The following is a 13,874-nucleotide window of genomic DNA, read 5'->3' as shown; positions in this document are numbered from 1 at the left end:
GGGGTACCGGACGGCCCCTGGTCCGGGAACGGGTGCCGGGCACACGCTGGGCGTGGCAGTTCCCGCCGATCAGCCCGGAGGCACGCCATGATCGACATCCCCGCACCCACCATGCTGCGCGCCCTGCCCGCCGAGCACCGTGCGCGGCTGCTGCGCGTCGCCCGCGAGGTGTCCTTCCCGCAGGGGACACGTCTGTTCGAGGAGGGCGGCCGGGCCGACCGGTTCTGGATCGTCCGTACCGGCACGGTCGAGCTGGACCTGCGGGTGCCCGGCCGCCGCCCGGCCGTCATCGAGTCCCTGCGGCACAACGAGCTCGTCGGCTGGTCCTGGCTGTTCACCCCCCATGTCTGGCACCTGGGCGCGGAGGCGGCGACACCGGTACGGGCGTACGAGTTCGACGCCACGGCCGTCCGGATGATGTGCAAGGAGGACCCGGACCTGGGGCGGGCCGTCGGCCAGTGGGTCGGCGACGTGCTCGCCCACCGGCTGCGCTCCACCCGGACCCGCCTGCTCGACCTGTACGCCCCGTGGGGCGCCGGCAGCGCCGTCTGATCCCGCGCCGGAAGGGCCCTGCGACACTCCCCTGTCGCAGGGCCCTTCGCCGTGCCCGGGACACCGGTCGCCGGACCCGGTCCGTGTTCCGTGCCCAGAACGGGCCGACCGGCCCTACCCGCCTGCCGGGGGCGCGTCCGACGATGGACGGATGGTTCAGAACGATGCCTTTCGTGCGCTCGACCGGCAGGAGTGCCTGCGCCTGCTGGCGAAGGTGCCGGTCGGCCGTGTGGTGTACACCCGACACGCGCTGCCCGCGGTCCTCCCCGTGAACTTCACCCTCGATCCGGACGCCTCCGTGGTGCTGCGCACCTCGGCCGCCTCGGACCTGGTCCGTGCGATCGACGGCGTCGTGGTCGCCTTCGAGGCGGACGAGTGGCATGCGGCCACCCAGTCCGGCTGGAGTGTCGTCGTCACGGGCCAGGCGGCCGTGGTGACGGACCCCGCCGAGCACGATCGCCTGTCCGAGAGCGGTCCCACCTCCTGGATGCCGATCCGGGACGGGGTCTTCGTACGGATCGATCCCGGGATGGTCACCGGGCGCGAGGTGATCGGGGCCCGGGACAGCGCCTGAGCGCCGCGGTACGGCAAGAGGGCCGTTGGTCCCTTTCCGGGCCGGCCGGATGGGGCCGGACGGGTACCCGGCGGGGACCGCCGGCCCCGGGTGCGGCCGGGGCCGCGCCGCCTAGGTTCCTGGACATGGAGAACGACCAGAGCGCAGGGCGCCGGGCGGCACGCACCGGTGAGGACTGGCCGCTGGCCGCCCGGCGGTTGCTGACCCGCCGTGAGGTGTCGGCGGACGGACGCGCCGTGTTCGGCGAGGGCGATCCCCGGTGGGAGGGCTTCTACCGGGACCGCTGGGCCCACGACAAGGTGGTGCGCTCGACGCACGGGGTGAACTGCACCGGTTCCTGCTCGTGGATGGTGTACGTCAAGGACGGCATCATCACCTGGGAGCACCAGGCCACGGACTATCCGTCGATCGGCGCCGACTGCCCCGAGTACGAGCCGCGGGGCTGCCCGCGCGGTGCCTCGTTCTCCTGGTACACGTACTCCCCGAGCCGGGTCCGCTACCCGTATGTGCGCGGCGCGCTGCTGAAGCTGTGGCGCGAGGCCCGGCGCCGGCTCGGCGATCCGGTGGCGGCCTGGGCGGAGATCACGGGCGACCCGGCCAAGGCGCGCGCCTACAAGCGGGCCCGCGGCAAGGGCGGTCTGGTGCGGGCCGACTGGGACGAGGTGAGCGAGCTGGTGGCCGCGGCCCAGGTGCACACGGTCAAGACGTACGGCCCGGACCGGGTCGCCGGCTTCTCGCCCATCCCGGCGATGTCGATGGCGTCGTTCGCGGCCGGCGCGCGGTTCCACTCCCTGATCGGCGGCACCCTGCTGTCCTTCTACGACTGGTACGCCGACCTGCCGATCGCCTCGCCGCAGGTCTTCGGCGACCAGACGGACGTACCCGAGGCGGCGGACTGGTGGAACGCGGGCTATCTGATCATGTGGGGTTCCAACATCCCCGTGACCCGTACGCCCGACGCGCACTTCCTCACCGAGACCCGCTACAACGGCACCAAGGTGGTCGCCGTCAGCCCCGACTACGCGGACAACGTCAAGCACGCCGACGAATGGCTGGCCCCGCATCCGGGCACGGACGGGGCGCTGGCCATGGCCATGGGACACGTGATCCTGCGCGAGTTCCTCGTCGACCGTGAAGTCCCCTACTTCCGGGACTACTTGAGGACGTACACCGACGCGCCGTTCCTGGTGACGCTGCGCGAGCACGACCGCGGACTCGTCCCCGACGGGTTCCTGACCGCCGCGGATCTCGGCCATGAGGAAGAGCATGCCGAGTCCAAGACGGTCCTCCTGGACGGGGCGACCGGTGAGCCGGTGGTCCCGGGCGGCTCGCTCGGCTTCCGGTGGGGGGAGGCCGGGCGAGGCCGCTGGAACCTGGACCTGGGCGACGTCGTGCCCGAGCTGAGCCTTTTCGGACGGGCCGAGGAGACGGCCGAGATCGCCCTGCCCCGCTTCGACGAGGGCGCCACCGAGGGCGGTTCGGTGATGGTGCGCGGGGTGCCGGTGCGCCGGATCGGCGGCCGTCTCGTCACCACCGTGTTCGACCTGATGCTCGCCCAGTACGGGGTGCGCAGGCCCGGTCTGCCCGGGAGGTGGCCGCAGTCGTACGAGGACGCCGCGCAGCCGTACACCCCGGCCTGGCAGGAGACGATCACCTCCGTGCCGGCCGAGCAGGCGGCGCGGATCGCCCGCGAGTTCGCCCGCAACGCCGAGCGCACCCACGGCCGTTCCATGATCGCGCTGGGCGCCGGCACCAACCACTGGTTCCACTCCGACACCATCTACCGCGCCTTCCTGGCCCTGCTCACCATGACCGGCTGCCAGGGCGTCAACGGCGGCGGCTGGGCGCACTACGTCGGCCAGGAGAAGGTCCGCCCGGTCACCGGGCAGCAGCATCTGTCGTTCGCCTTCGACTGGCAGCGGCCCACCCGGCACATGGCGGGCACCTCCTACTGGTACCTGAACTCCGACCAGTGGCGCTACGAGGCGTTCGGGCCCGAGGAGCTGGCCTCCCCGCTCGGAGAGGGGCGGTTCCGGGGCAAGGGGTTCGCCGACTGCCTGGCGCAGGCCGTGCGGCTGGGCTGGACGCCCGGTCACCCCGGCTTCAACCGCAACCCGCTGGACCTGACGGACGAGGCGGCGCGGGCGGGCCGGCCGGTCGCCGAGCACATCGTGGACGAACTGAGGTCCGGGCGGCTGAGGTTCGCGGCGGAGGACCCCGACGACCCGGCCAACTTCCCCCGGGTACTGACGGTCTGGCGGGCGAACCTGCTCGGCTCCTCCGGCAAGGGCAACGAGTACTTCCTGCGCCACCTGCTGGGCACCGACGCGGCCGTCCGCTCCGAGGAGACCCCGCCCGAGCACCGGCCGAAGGACGTGGTGTGGCGCGAGGAGGCCCCCGAGGGCAAGCTCGACCTGCTGGTCTGCATGGACTTCCGGATGACGTCCACCGGACTGCTCGCCGACGTGGTCCTGCCGGCCGCCACCTGGTACGAGAAGGACGACCTGTCGTCGACGGACATGCACCCCTTCGTGCACGCCTTCACCCCCGCCATCGCCCCGCCCTGGCAGGCCCGCACCGACTACGACACGTTCCTGACGATCGCCGACCGGTTCAGTGAGCTGGCCGCCGAGCACCTCGGCAGCCGCACCGACGTCATCGCCGTACCGCTGCTGCACGACACACCCGACGAACTCGCCCAGCCGGGCGGGGTGGTGCGGGACTGGAAGACCGGTGAGTGCGAACCGGTGCCCGGGAAGACCATGCCGAAGCTGGTCGTCATCGAGCGCGACTACGCCGCGACCGCGCAGAAGATGCGCGCGGTCGGCCCGCTGCTCGACACCCTGGGGACCACCACCAAGGGCGTCACCGTCCACCCGGACCGGGAGCTGGAGGATCTGCGGCACCGCAACGGCACGGTGCGGGACGGGATCGCCGCCGGACGGCCTTCGCTGGCCACCGCGAGCGACATGTGCGAGGCGATCCTCGCCCTGTCCGGCACCACCAACGGCCGGCTGGCCACGGAGGGTTTCCGGGAGCTGGAGCGGCAGACCGGCAGCGAGGGCCTGGTGGAACTCGCCGCCGAGCGCGAGGCGGAGCGGATCACGTTCGCCGACACCCGCACCCAGCCCCGCTCCGTGATCACCTCCTACGAGTGGTCGGGCTCGGAGACCGGTGGGCGCCGCTACGCGCCGTTCGTCATCAACACCGAGCACAAGAAGCCCTGGCACACCCTCACCGGCCGCCAGCAGTTCCTCGTCCAGCACGACTGGATGACCGAGCTCGGCGAGCAACTGCCCGTCTTCCGGCCGCCGTTGAACACACCCAAGCACTACGGCGACGAGCACCTCCACGAAGGCGGCCGGGCCGAGGTCACGGTCCGCTATCTGACCCCGCACTCCAAGTGGTCCATCCACTCGAACTACCAGGACAACAAGTACATGCTCGACCTGTCCCGCGGCGGACCCACGATCTGGATGTCCACCGCCGACGCCGAGAAGATCGGCGTCAAGGACAACGAGTGGATCGAGGCGTACAACCGCAACGGCGTCGTCGCCGCCCGGGCCGTGGTCACCCACCGCATGCCCGAGGGCACGGTGTACATGTACCACGCCCAGGACCGCACCGTGAACGTGCCGAGGACCGAGGTCGGCGGCAGGCGCGGCGGCATCCACAACTCGCTCACCCGGCTGCTGCTCAAGCCCACCCATCTCGCGGGCGGCTACGCCCAGTTCACCTACGCCTTCAACTACTACGGCCCGACCGGCAACCAGCGCGACGAGGTCACCGTCATCCGCCGCCGCAGCCAGCAAGTGGAGTACTGACATGCGCGTCATGGCTCAGACGGCGATGGTGATGAACCTCGACAAGTGCATCGGCTGCCACACCTGCTCGGTCACCTGCAAGCAGACCTGGAGCAACCGCACCGGGGTGGAGTACGCCTGGTTCAACAACGTCGAGACCAAGCCCGGCGTCGGCTACCCCCGCCGCTACGAGGACCAGGAGCAGTGGAAGGGCGGCTGGATGCTCGACCGGCGCGGACGTCTCGTCCTGCGCTCCGGCGGCCGGATCAGGCGCCTGCTGTCCCTCTTCTCCAACCCCGACCTGCCCTCCATCGAGGACTACTACGAGCCGGTCACCTACGACTACGACAACCTCGTCGGCGCCCCGGCCCAGAAGGACATGCCCGTCGCCCGTCCGCGCTCGGTCCTCACCGGGCAGCCCACCGCCATCACCTGGGGTGCCAACTGGGAGGACGGGCTGGGCGGGGCGCCCGAACACGCCGGCGGCGACCCCAATCTCAGCGGGGAATGGGCGCGGAAGGTGAAGTTCGAGTTCGAGCAGACCTTCCTCTTCCACCTGCCCCGGCTGTGCGAGCACTGCCTCAACCCGGCCTGCGTGTCGGCGTGTCCGTCCGGCGCGCTGTACAAGCGGGTCGAGGACGGCATCGTCCTCGTCGACCAGGACCGCTGCCGCGGCTGGCGGATGTGCGTGACGGCGTGCCCGTACAAGAAGGTGTACGTCAACCACGCCACCGGCAAGGCCGAGAAGTGCACCTTCTGCTTCCCGCGCATCGAGGCCGGCCAGCCCACCGTCTGCTCCGAGACCTGCGTCGGCCGGCTGCGCTACCTGGGGCTGCTCCTGTACGACGCCGACCGCGTCGGCGAGGCCGCCGCGACCCCCGACGAGCAGGACCTGCCGGAGGCCCAGCGCGGGGTGTTCCTCGACCCGCACGACCCCGAGGTGATCGCCGCGGCACGGGAGTCGGGGATCCCCGAGGACTGGCTGGCGGCGGCCCGCCGCTCGCCCGTGTACGACCTGGTCCTGCGGTACAGGGTGGCGCTGCCGCTGCATCCGGAGTACCGCACCCTGCCGATGGTCTGGTACGTCCCGCCGCTCTCCCCCGTCCTCGACGCCGTCGACGCGGCGGGCGGGGACCAGGACGACCCCGACCACGTCTTCGCCGCCGTGACCCGGCTGCGCATCCCGCTGGAGTACCTGGCCGAGCTGTTCACCGCAGGGGACACCGATGTCGTCGGCGGGGTGCTGATGAAACTCACCGCGCTCCGCTCGTACATGCGCGAACGCACCCTCGGCGAGAGCGGCGACGACCGCGCGCTGAAGGCCGTGGGGCTGACCCCGCGCGAGGCGGAGGACCTGCACCGGCTGCTCGCCGTCGCGAAGTACGCCGACCGGTACGTCGTCCCCGCGGCGCACAAGGAGGACGCGGCCGCGCTGAGCGCGATGGAGAACCGCTGCCCGGTGGAGTCCTCCGGCGCCGACGGCCGGCGGATCCACCTCGGCATGCCCACCCTGCGCCGCGACACCCCCGCCGGAGGCCACCGATGAGCCCCTTGCCCTCGACGATCCCCGCCCTGGTGCGCACCCGGGTCCGGGCGGCCGTACGCCGTCCGGCACGGCTCACCCCCGAGGAGACCGAGACCCGCGCCCTGCTGCTGCGGCTGTGCTCGCTGCTGTTGCAGTACCCGGACGCCGAACTCGTCGCGGCACGGGGTGAGATGGGGGCCGCTGTCGAGGCGCTGCCGCTCTCGCCCGCCGCCGAGCACCTGACCGCCTTCACCGGCTGGCTCGTCGGTGAGGAGGGCGAGGCGCTGGAGCGCCACTACGTCGAGATGTTCGACCTGCGCCGCCGGAGCGGCCTCTACCTCACCTACTACCTGCACGGCGACACCCGCCGCCGGGGCATGGCCCTGCTCACCCTCAACCAGTCCTTTCGGGCGGCCGGCTGGGACACGGACGGCGGGGAACTGCCGGACCACCTCCCGGTCGTGCTGGAGTTCGCCGCCCTGGCCGGCCCCCGCGGCGGGGAGGCACCGCTGCGCCGGCACCGGCGCGGACTGGAGCTCATCCATCGCTCCCTGAGCGACGCCGGATCCCCGTACCGGCACGTCCTGGCCGCGCTGCTCACCCTGCTGCCGCCGCCGACCGAGGCGGACCGGGCGGCGGTGGACCGGCTCGTCGCCGAGGGCCCGCCGAACGAGGAGGTCGGTCTCGACCCCTACGGCGCGTACACCGCCTACGGCAACGGTGAGTTCGCGCCGCCGGACGCCTTCGTACCGCCGACGACACCCGCTCCGACCAGCCGTGAGGAAGACCCGCGATGAACGATCTGCTGCTGTGGGTCGCCGTGCCCTACGTCTGTCTCGCCGTGTTCGTGGTCGGGCACGTGTGGCGGTACCGGCACGACCAGTTCGGCTGGACCACCCACACCAGCCAGCTCCTGGAACACCGCTGGCTGCGCTGGGGCAGCCCGCTGTTCCACCTGGGGGCGTTCATGGTGATCGCCGGGCATGTGGTGGGCCTGGCGGTGCCGGCCTCGTGGACCGAGTCCGCGGGCATCGACGAACACACGTACCACACCACGGCCGTCTGGGCGGGGTCGGTCGCCGGCCTCGCGATGGTCACCGGGCTCGGCATGCTCTGCGCCCGCCGTCTCCTGACCCGGCGGATCCGCCTCGGCACCGACCGCAGCGACAAGGTGCTCTTCCCGCTGCTGTCCGCCACCGTCCTGCTCGGCATCTCCGCGACCGCCGCCCACAACGTGTTCGGCGCGGGGTACGACTACCGCTCCACCGTCTCGGTCTGGTTCCGGGGGCTGTTCGCCCTGCGGCCGCAGCCCGAGGCGATCGCCGGGGCGCCCCTGCTGTTCCAGCTCCACGCCCTGAGCGCCTGTCTCCTCTTCGCCGCCTGGCCGTTCACCCGGCTGGTGCATGTGTGGAGCGCCCCGGTCGGCTACCTCGTCCGGCCCTATGTGGTCTACCGCCGGCGGGCCGCGCCCGCCGCGGTGCCGCAGGCCGGGGGCCGAGGCCGCCCGGCCGCCGGCCCCCGGCGGGCCGCCTGACACGGGGCCGAGGGGGTCAGTGGCCCTTCTCCCGGAGCCGGTCCTGGGCCTGGGTGGCGATGACGGCGGCCTGGATGCGCCGTTCCACACCGAGTTTGGCGAGCAGCCGGGAGATGTGGTTCTTGACCGTCTTCTCGGCCAAGTAGAGCCGCTGCCCGATCTGGCGGTTGGTCAGCCCCTCACCGATGAGGGCGAGGATCTCCCGTTCCCGGTCGGTCAGGCCCGGCAGGGCGTCCGGCTCGGGCTCCGGCTCCTGACCCTGGCGCAGCCGTGCCATGAGCCGGGTGGTGGCGCTGGGGTCGAGCAGCGACTGGCCCGCGGCCACCGTACGGACCGCCGAGACCAGGTCCGTGCCCTGGATCTGCTTGAGCACATAACCCGAGGCGCCGGCCATGATCGAGTCGAGCAGCGCCTCCTCGTCGTCGAACGAGGTCAGCATCAGACAGGCCAGCTCCGGCATGCTCGACCGCAGCTCGCGGCAGACGGTCACGCCGTCGCCGTCCGGCAGCCGTACGTCGAGCACGGCCACCTGCGGGCGCAGCGCGGGCACCCGGACGAGGGCCTGTTCGACCGTGCCCGCCTCACCGACCACGGTGATGTCCGGTTCGTCGTTCAACAGGTCGCGCACCCCGCGCCGCACCACCTCGTGGTCGTCCAGCAGGAAGACCCTGATCGGGGTGTCGGGGCGCTCGGCGTCCGCCATCGGATGCTCCTCGTTCGTGCCGTCAGACGTGTCCTGTGAAGATCTTGCGCCATCCGGGGCCGGACGGCCAGGGCCGGTCGGCCCTACTGCCCACGGGTCCACTGGGCCGAAAGGCGGTCGTGTCCCGCCATGAGCCCCCGGGGCGCGAACGCCCGCCGGGCCGTTGTTCCCGGACCGATGGGGCCGTTGGTCCCCTTTTCGCCCCGGACGGCCGATCGGCGCCGGGATCCGGGCTTTCGCCTGCTACACAGAGGTGCACCGCACCGATCCGAAGCGGCGCCCATCCCCTTCTCACGCCCTCCCCGGGAGGCTCCATGCTGTCCGCAGAATCCGCCGCCGTCGTCCGTGCCACCCTGCCCGCGGTCGCCGGAGCACTCGACGAGATCACGACGCGTTTCTACGCCACCATGTTCCGCGACCGGCCGGAGCTGCTCGACGGGATGTTCAACCGCGGCAACCAGGCGAGCGGCGCCCAGCGGCAGGCGCTGGCCGGGTCGATCGCCGGGTTCGCGACCGCGCTGCTGGCCGATCCGGACGCCCGTCCCGACGCGCTCCTGGACCGGATCGCGCACAAGCACGCCGCGGTCGGGGTCACCGACGACCAGTACACGATCGTCCACAAGTACCTGTTCGGGGCGATCGCCGAGGTGCTCGGCGACGCGGTCACCCCGGAGGTGGCGGCCGCCTGGGACGAGGTGTACTGGCTGATGGCCGGGGCGCTGATCGGGCGGGAGGCCCGGCTCTACCGGGACGCGGGGGTCGAGCCCGGCGAGGTGTGGCGGCCCTGGACGGTCGTCGAACGCCGGGAGGAGACCCCGGACGTGGTGTCCTTCCTGCTGCGCCCCGCCGACGGCGCGCCGGCGCCGCGGGCCCGGGCGGGCCAGTACGTGAGCGTGCGGGTCCGGATGCCCGACGGGATGCGTCAGCTCCGTCAGTACAGCCTGTCCTGCGCGCCGGACGGGGAGGTGTCCGCCCTGCTGCACGACCAGGTCCGCGCGGGGGACGAGCTGATGCTGTCGGCGCCGTTCGGTGACATCTTCCTCGACGAGCCCGCCGACGCCGGCACCCCGGTGGTCCTGGTCTCCGCGGGCATCGGCTGCACGCCCATGGCCGGCGTCCTGGCCCATCTCGCCGGCATCGGGTCGGCCCGCCCGGTGCTGGTCCTGCACGCCGACCGCTCCCCCGCCGAGCACGCCCTGCGCGCCGAGACCCGTGCGCTCGTCGAGCGGCTGCCCGATGCCCGGGCCACGTTCTGGTACGAGCGGCCCGGGTCGGAGGAACCCGATGCCCGGGCCGGGCTGATGGACCTGGACGGCATCGAACTGCCCGCGGACGCGACGGTGTTCCTGTGCGGCCCGCTGCCCTTCATGCGCGAGGTCCGGGGCGCGCTGCTCCGCGCCGGGGTCCCGGCGCCGCGGATCCGCTACGAGGTCTTCGGCCCCGACCTGTGGCTGCCCGCCCCGACGGCCTGAGGCGGGCTCCGGACGGCTCCGGCCCCGGGTTCACAGGGCGTGCACCCGGGCGGAGTCGTCCACCCAGTGCCAGTTCACCGGGCCGTACTCCTTCTTCCAGGCCGCGCGTCCGCGGGCGTAGCTCTTCAGGGCCCCCTCCACCGCGCTCGCGAGGCCGTCGAGGTCCCCCGGGACCGGTACGCGCAGGAGCAGGTGCTGCTTGCGGTGGGCGAGGAGGAGTTCCCCGGCGGGCGAGGTCTCCAGGAGCGTGAAGTGGGTGAGGGCCTTGTACGGCTTGTGCGCGGTGGACATCCGGGAGCGCAGCCGGCCGTCGGCGCTCCAGGCGTACAGGCCGTGGCGGTTGAGGTGGAAGGCCCGTGCGCGGTACGGGTCGGCCACCACGGTGAAGCAGAAGCCGGTGAACGGGCTGTCCTCGTACCGGTCGAGCCCCTCCAGGCGGCCCCGGACCGCTCCCCGGTCGTCGAGGAGCAGGAAGGTGAAGACCTGGCCGCGGTTGCCGGCGCGGTGGATCCGTCCGAAGACGGGGACGACGAACAGGTCGTCGCCGAGGGCCGCCGGCCGGCCCAGCGTGCAGTCGCCGTAGTCGTCGGGGTGCTGGGCGTCCCGGGAGACGATCTCGGTCAGCGAGGGCGAGGGCCGGTGGTCGCGCCCCACCGGGGCGTCCCGGAAGCGGACATGGGGGTGGAGGTCGGCGTCGGTCTGGCGGCCGGTGCGCGCGTCGTGGGTGGCGAGGGCCCGGAGCGGGGTCTTGGAGCCGGGGGCGAGCGGGGCGCCGGGCTCGGAGAGGGCGACGATGTTCGGATGGGCTCCGGCGGTGTCGCTCAGCCCGAACTCGGAGGTCACGCACAGCAGCCGGCCGGCGGGGGTGACGGATATCGACGCGGCGTAGGGGTCGCCGTTGCGCTCCTTCTCCTCCTCCCAGCCCCAGGGCAGCGGCCAGGCGGCCAGGACCCGGCTCAGGTCGGAGGAGATGAGACAGGTGCTTCCCGGCTTGGAGCTCACCGCCACGGTCCCGTCCGGGAGGACCGCGAGCGTCGGCTCGCTGCCCTCCTCGACCGCCGAGGGCGTACCGTCCGGCCTCGACTGCCCGTACAGGGCCACGGCGACGGGCCGTCCGTCGCCGCCGTACCGGGTGATCATCCGGCAGCGGAAGTTCTGTTCGCCGGGGTCCGTCGCCCCTTCGGCCTCCCGGCGGTAGCGGCCCGCGCCGGAGACCACGTAGGTGTCCCCGGCCGCCGTGGCCACGGCGTGATGGACCACGAACCCCCACCCGTCACAGGCCGGATCGACCCGGCGGGCTTCCATCAGGGAGGCGGGCAGGGTCAGCGGCACAGTCGGATTCGACGTCATGATCCGCATCCTGCACCGCGCCACTGACAACGGGTCTCAGGAGGCGGGGCCCGGGCCCCTCAGCATCGCGGCGCCCAGCAGCGCGTAGTCCTCGACGGCCAGCGGCAGCAGCCCGAGGCGCAGGCCGTACCCCCAGTTCCGCTCCCGGGTCAGGGCCAGGTCGTGGGTGACGGTGTGCAGGTCGACGGGGCGCACCTCGGCGAAGTCGACGGACCGGCGCCAGGGCCGCACGATGCCTCGGGCGCCCATGTCCATGGCCTCCTCGGCCAGGTGGGGCTCGTCGTCGGCGACCCTCCCCAGCGCCGTGAAGGCACGCAGCTTCGCCCTGTCCCCCATGCGTTCGGTGGGCGAGTAGAAGACGAACCCGTCGCCCCGGCGCAGACGGACGAGGTTGCGCCGGGCCCCGTGGTTGAGCTGGATCCAGCCGTACCGGCTCGCGAGGCGGGCGTGCTCGGCCGACACCATCCCGAGCCAGGCCCGTTCGACCGGAACGGGTTCGTCGCCGAAGGGTTCCGCGCGGAGGGGTTCCGCGTCCTCCGGAGGGATGACGGTCTGGTGGCTGCGCACGGGGACTCCTCACGTCCTGGGCGTTCGTCCTGACGCGTCCGATCCTCCGGGCCAAACCTGTCATCCGGCGTCATGTATGCGCACCGACCGGCGGATCACCGGGTGGGTGCGCGGGATCTTGTGGTCGTGGCGCACGGTTTCACCCGTCCCCGTGAGTCCTCGGCTGAACGTTCACATGCGGCAGTTTTCCCGTTCCGGACCCCTGACCTGTGCGTCTCCTCGACGATGGACGAGCCATGACCACCACCGCTCCCCGTATCGCCATCGTCCACGCCCGTGATCTGACCGCCGCGGACCTCGACCGCTGGAACGAGCTGCGGGCCGCGACCACGACCGCCGCGAACCCCTTCATGAGCGCCCAGTTCAGCCAGGCCGTCGGCCGGGTGCGCGACGACACCCGGGTGGCCGTCCTCCGACGGGGCGGCCGTACCGTCGGCTACTTCCCGTACCAGAGGAGCCGTTGGGGCTGCGGCCGGGCCGTCGGCCTGGGCGTCTCCGACTGCCAGGGCGCCGTCCTCGACCCCGACCTGCGGCTCGACCCGCACCAGCTCATGCGTGCCTGCGCGCTGAGCACCTGGGAGTTCAACCACCTCGAAAGCGGTCAGGACCTCTTCCTGCCCTACGCGACGGGCCGGTTCGCGTCCCCGGTCGTCGACCTCACCCCCGGGTTCGAGGCCTACGAGCGCCATCTGCACGCCCATGCCCGCGGCTTCCTGAAGACGGCCCGGTCCCAGGAGCGCCGGCTGGCCCGGAACGCCGGTCCGGTGCGCTTCGTCCAGGACGACCGGAGCGGGGCGGCGCTGCGGGCCCTGATCGCCTGGAAGTCGGCCCAGTACCGCCGCACCGGCCGCCGCGACCCCTTCGCGCAGCCCTGGATCGCCCGGCTCGTGGACACTCTGTCCGCGACCACGGCCGCGGACTGCACGGGCACGCTCTCCGTGCTCTACGCGGCCGGCCGGCCCGTCGCCGCCCACTTCGGCCTGCGCTCCCGTACGGTCCTCTCCTGCTGGTTCCCCGCGTACGACCGGGCGTTCGCCGGCTACTCCCCCGGCCGCATCCTCTACCTGCGCATGATCGAGGCCGCCGCCGAGTCCGGCATCCGGCTGGTGGACTTCGGCCGGGGCGACGCGCCGTACAAGAACTCGTTCAAGACCGGAGACCTCCTGGTCCACGAGGGAGCCCTGAGGACGGCCGACCCCGCCGCCGCCCTCCACTGGCTGCGCCACGAGCCCCTGCGCGTGGCCCACCATCTGGTCCGCACCCACCCGGCCCTGAAGAGGGCCGCCGTCCGCGCCCTGCACACCGTCGGAACACTGCGCCACCGCTGACCGGGCCCGACCGCGACCGGTACGGCCCTGATCAGGCCGGCTCGGCGCAGAGCTTGTCCGGGGGGACCGGGGACGCGCCGAACTCCTCCTGGACGTCGTCGAGCGCGTCGAGGAGACGGGTGGGATCCTCCGTCGCGCCGGTCGCGTGGTCGAGGACGGCCCGGTAGAAGGCGGCCGACACATCGGGGACCATCGCGTCGGCGGCGCCGAAGCACAGGGTGTGGCCGGAGGCGGGCCGGAGCATCCCGGCGATCCGTCGCTGCACGGCGTCGTCGTAGCGGGTGACCTCGCTGTCGGCGGAGAACGCGGACCCCTCCCCCTGGTTCACCCAGGCCTGCTGGGCCTTCTGATCCGTACCCCGTCGGCGGCGCCCCCCGGGGCGGCCCCGGCTCGCTCGACGACGTGGGCACAGGTCAGGACGCGCAGGTCGTCGAGCAGCACGCCGGCACCCCGCGGACTCCCCCGC

12 protein-coding genes are annotated in these 13,874 nt (G+C 72.7%); 8 read left to right on the top strand and 4 right to left on the bottom strand.

The genetic code is table 11. From position 1 onward, the window contains the following. Positions 1-87 precede the first annotated feature (87 nt). The 6 genes from OG852_RS42480 to narI all read left to right on the top strand — a co-directional run bounded on the left by OG852_RS42480 (position 88) and on the right by narI (position 7,988). Positions 88-552: a cyclic nucleotide-binding domain-containing protein gene (locus tag OG852_RS42480; RefSeq protein WP_330350663.1), complete on the top strand. Its 465-nt coding sequence runs from the start codon at positions 88-90 to the stop codon at positions 550-552. A 151-nt stretch (positions 553-703) separates the two neighbouring features. Next, positions 704-1,126: a pyridoxamine 5'-phosphate oxidase family protein gene (locus tag OG852_RS42475; RefSeq protein WP_133913083.1), complete on the top strand. Its 423-nt coding sequence runs from the start codon at positions 704-706 to the stop codon at positions 1,124-1,126. Between the two features lie 125 nt (positions 1,127-1,251). Continuing rightward, positions 1,252-4,950: a nitrate reductase subunit alpha gene (locus OG852_RS42470; protein ID WP_330350662.1), complete on the top strand. Its 3,699-nt coding sequence runs from the start codon at positions 1,252-1,254 to the stop codon at positions 4,948-4,950. Position 4,951: 1 nt separating this feature from the next. Then, a complete protein-coding gene (gene narH, locus OG852_RS42465) occupies positions 4,952-6,475 on the top strand; it encodes a nitrate reductase subunit beta (protein WP_330350661.1) in 1,524 nt (507 codons plus the stop codon). Next, positions 6,472-7,251, top strand: coding sequence for a nitrate reductase molybdenum cofactor assembly chaperone (gene narJ / locus OG852_RS42460; RefSeq protein WP_330350660.1), 780 nt, complete (start codon positions 6,472-6,474; stop codon positions 7,249-7,251). Before narH ends, narJ begins: the two co-directional genes overlap by 4 nt. After that, entirely contained in the window at positions 7,248-7,988 is a 741-nt protein-coding gene (gene narI, locus OG852_RS42455; RefSeq protein ID WP_133913079.1) for a respiratory nitrate reductase subunit gamma, read from the top strand. The genes narJ and narI overlap by 4 nt, the downstream gene beginning before the upstream one ends. 16 nt (positions 7,989-8,004) lie before the next feature. Here narI and OG852_RS42450 read toward each other — a convergent pair whose 3' ends face one another. After that, positions 8,005-8,691 carry a response regulator gene (locus tag OG852_RS42450; protein ID WP_133913078.1) on the bottom strand — a complete coding sequence of 229 codons (687 nt, stop codon included), beginning with the start codon at positions 8,689-8,691 and terminating at the stop codon, positions 8,005-8,007. Positions 8,692-9,005: 314 nt separating this feature from the next. Between OG852_RS42450 and OG852_RS42445 the strand changes: the two genes are divergently transcribed. Further along, positions 9,006-10,163 (top strand): globin domain-containing protein, encoded by a 1,158-nt coding sequence (locus OG852_RS42445; RefSeq protein ID WP_330350659.1) that lies wholly within the window; start codon positions 9,006-9,008, stop codon positions 10,161-10,163. 30 nt (positions 10,164-10,193) lie between these two features. Here OG852_RS42445 and OG852_RS42440 read toward each other — a convergent pair whose 3' ends face one another. Together OG852_RS42440 and OG852_RS42435 are read right to left on the bottom strand one after the other, a co-directional pair. Continuing rightward, positions 10,194-11,513, bottom strand: coding sequence for a hypothetical protein (locus OG852_RS42440; protein WP_330350658.1), 1,320 nt, complete (start codon positions 11,511-11,513; stop codon positions 10,194-10,196). A 36-nt stretch (positions 11,514-11,549) separates the two neighbouring features. Beyond that, positions 11,550-12,080, bottom strand: a complete 531-nt coding sequence (locus OG852_RS42435; protein WP_330350657.1) for an EVE domain-containing protein — start codon at positions 12,078-12,080, stop codon at positions 11,550-11,552. A 236-nt stretch (positions 12,081-12,316) separates the two neighbouring features. Between OG852_RS42435 and OG852_RS42430 the strand changes: the two genes are divergently transcribed. Beyond that, positions 12,317-13,408, top strand: coding sequence for a GNAT family N-acetyltransferase (locus OG852_RS42430; RefSeq protein ID WP_330350656.1), 1,092 nt, complete (start codon positions 12,317-12,319; stop codon positions 13,406-13,408). Between the two features lie 31 nt (positions 13,409-13,439). Here the strand turns inward: OG852_RS42430 and OG852_RS42425 are convergent, their stop codons facing one another. After that, positions 13,440-13,736, bottom strand: a complete 297-nt coding sequence (locus tag OG852_RS42425; protein ID WP_133913074.1) for a hypothetical protein — start codon at positions 13,734-13,736, stop codon at positions 13,440-13,442. Positions 13,737-13,874 lie beyond the last annotated feature (138 nt).

Source organism: Streptomyces sp. NBC_00582 (genome assembly GCF_036345155.1).
Classification (GTDB): Bacteria; Actinomycetota; Actinomycetes; order Streptomycetales; family Streptomycetaceae; genus Streptomyces.
The sequence above is the reverse complement of the archived record's forward strand: the minus strand, read 5'-3'. Positions and strand labels throughout refer to the sequence as shown.

What these genes read in the sequence shown, in the direction of transcription:
- OG852_RS42475 (WP_133913083.1), top strand. Translation starts at nt 704, where the DNA reads ATGGTTCAGAACGATGCCTTTCGTGCGCTCGACCGGCAGGAGTGCCTG.
- OG852_RS42445 (WP_330350659.1), top strand. Translation starts at nt 9,006, where the DNA reads ATGCTGTCCGCAGAATCCGCCGCCGTCGTCCGTGCCACCCTGCCCGCG.
- OG852_RS42440 (WP_330350658.1), bottom strand. Translation starts at nt 11,513, where the DNA reads ATGACGTCGAATCCGACTGTGCCGCTGACCCTGCCCGCCTCCCTGATG.
- narJ (WP_330350660.1), top strand. Translation starts at nt 6,472, where the DNA reads ATGAGCCCCTTGCCCTCGACGATCCCCGCCCTGGTGCGCACCCGGGTC.
- OG852_RS42450 (WP_133913078.1), bottom strand. Translation starts at nt 8,691, where the DNA reads ATGGCGGACGCCGAGCGCCCCGACACCCCGATCAGGGTCTTCCTGCTG.
- narH (WP_330350661.1), top strand. Translation starts at nt 4,952, where the DNA reads ATGCGCGTCATGGCTCAGACGGCGATGGTGATGAACCTCGACAAGTGC.
- narI (WP_133913079.1), top strand. Translation starts at nt 7,248, where the DNA reads ATGAACGATCTGCTGCTGTGGGTCGCCGTGCCCTACGTCTGTCTCGCC.
- OG852_RS42470 (WP_330350662.1), top strand. Translation starts at nt 1,252, where the DNA reads ATGGAGAACGACCAGAGCGCAGGGCGCCGGGCGGCACGCACCGGTGAG.
- OG852_RS42430 (WP_330350656.1), top strand. Translation starts at nt 12,317, where the DNA reads ATGACCACCACCGCTCCCCGTATCGCCATCGTCCACGCCCGTGATCTG.
- OG852_RS42480 (WP_330350663.1), top strand. Translation starts at nt 88, where the DNA reads ATGATCGACATCCCCGCACCCACCATGCTGCGCGCCCTGCCCGCCGAG.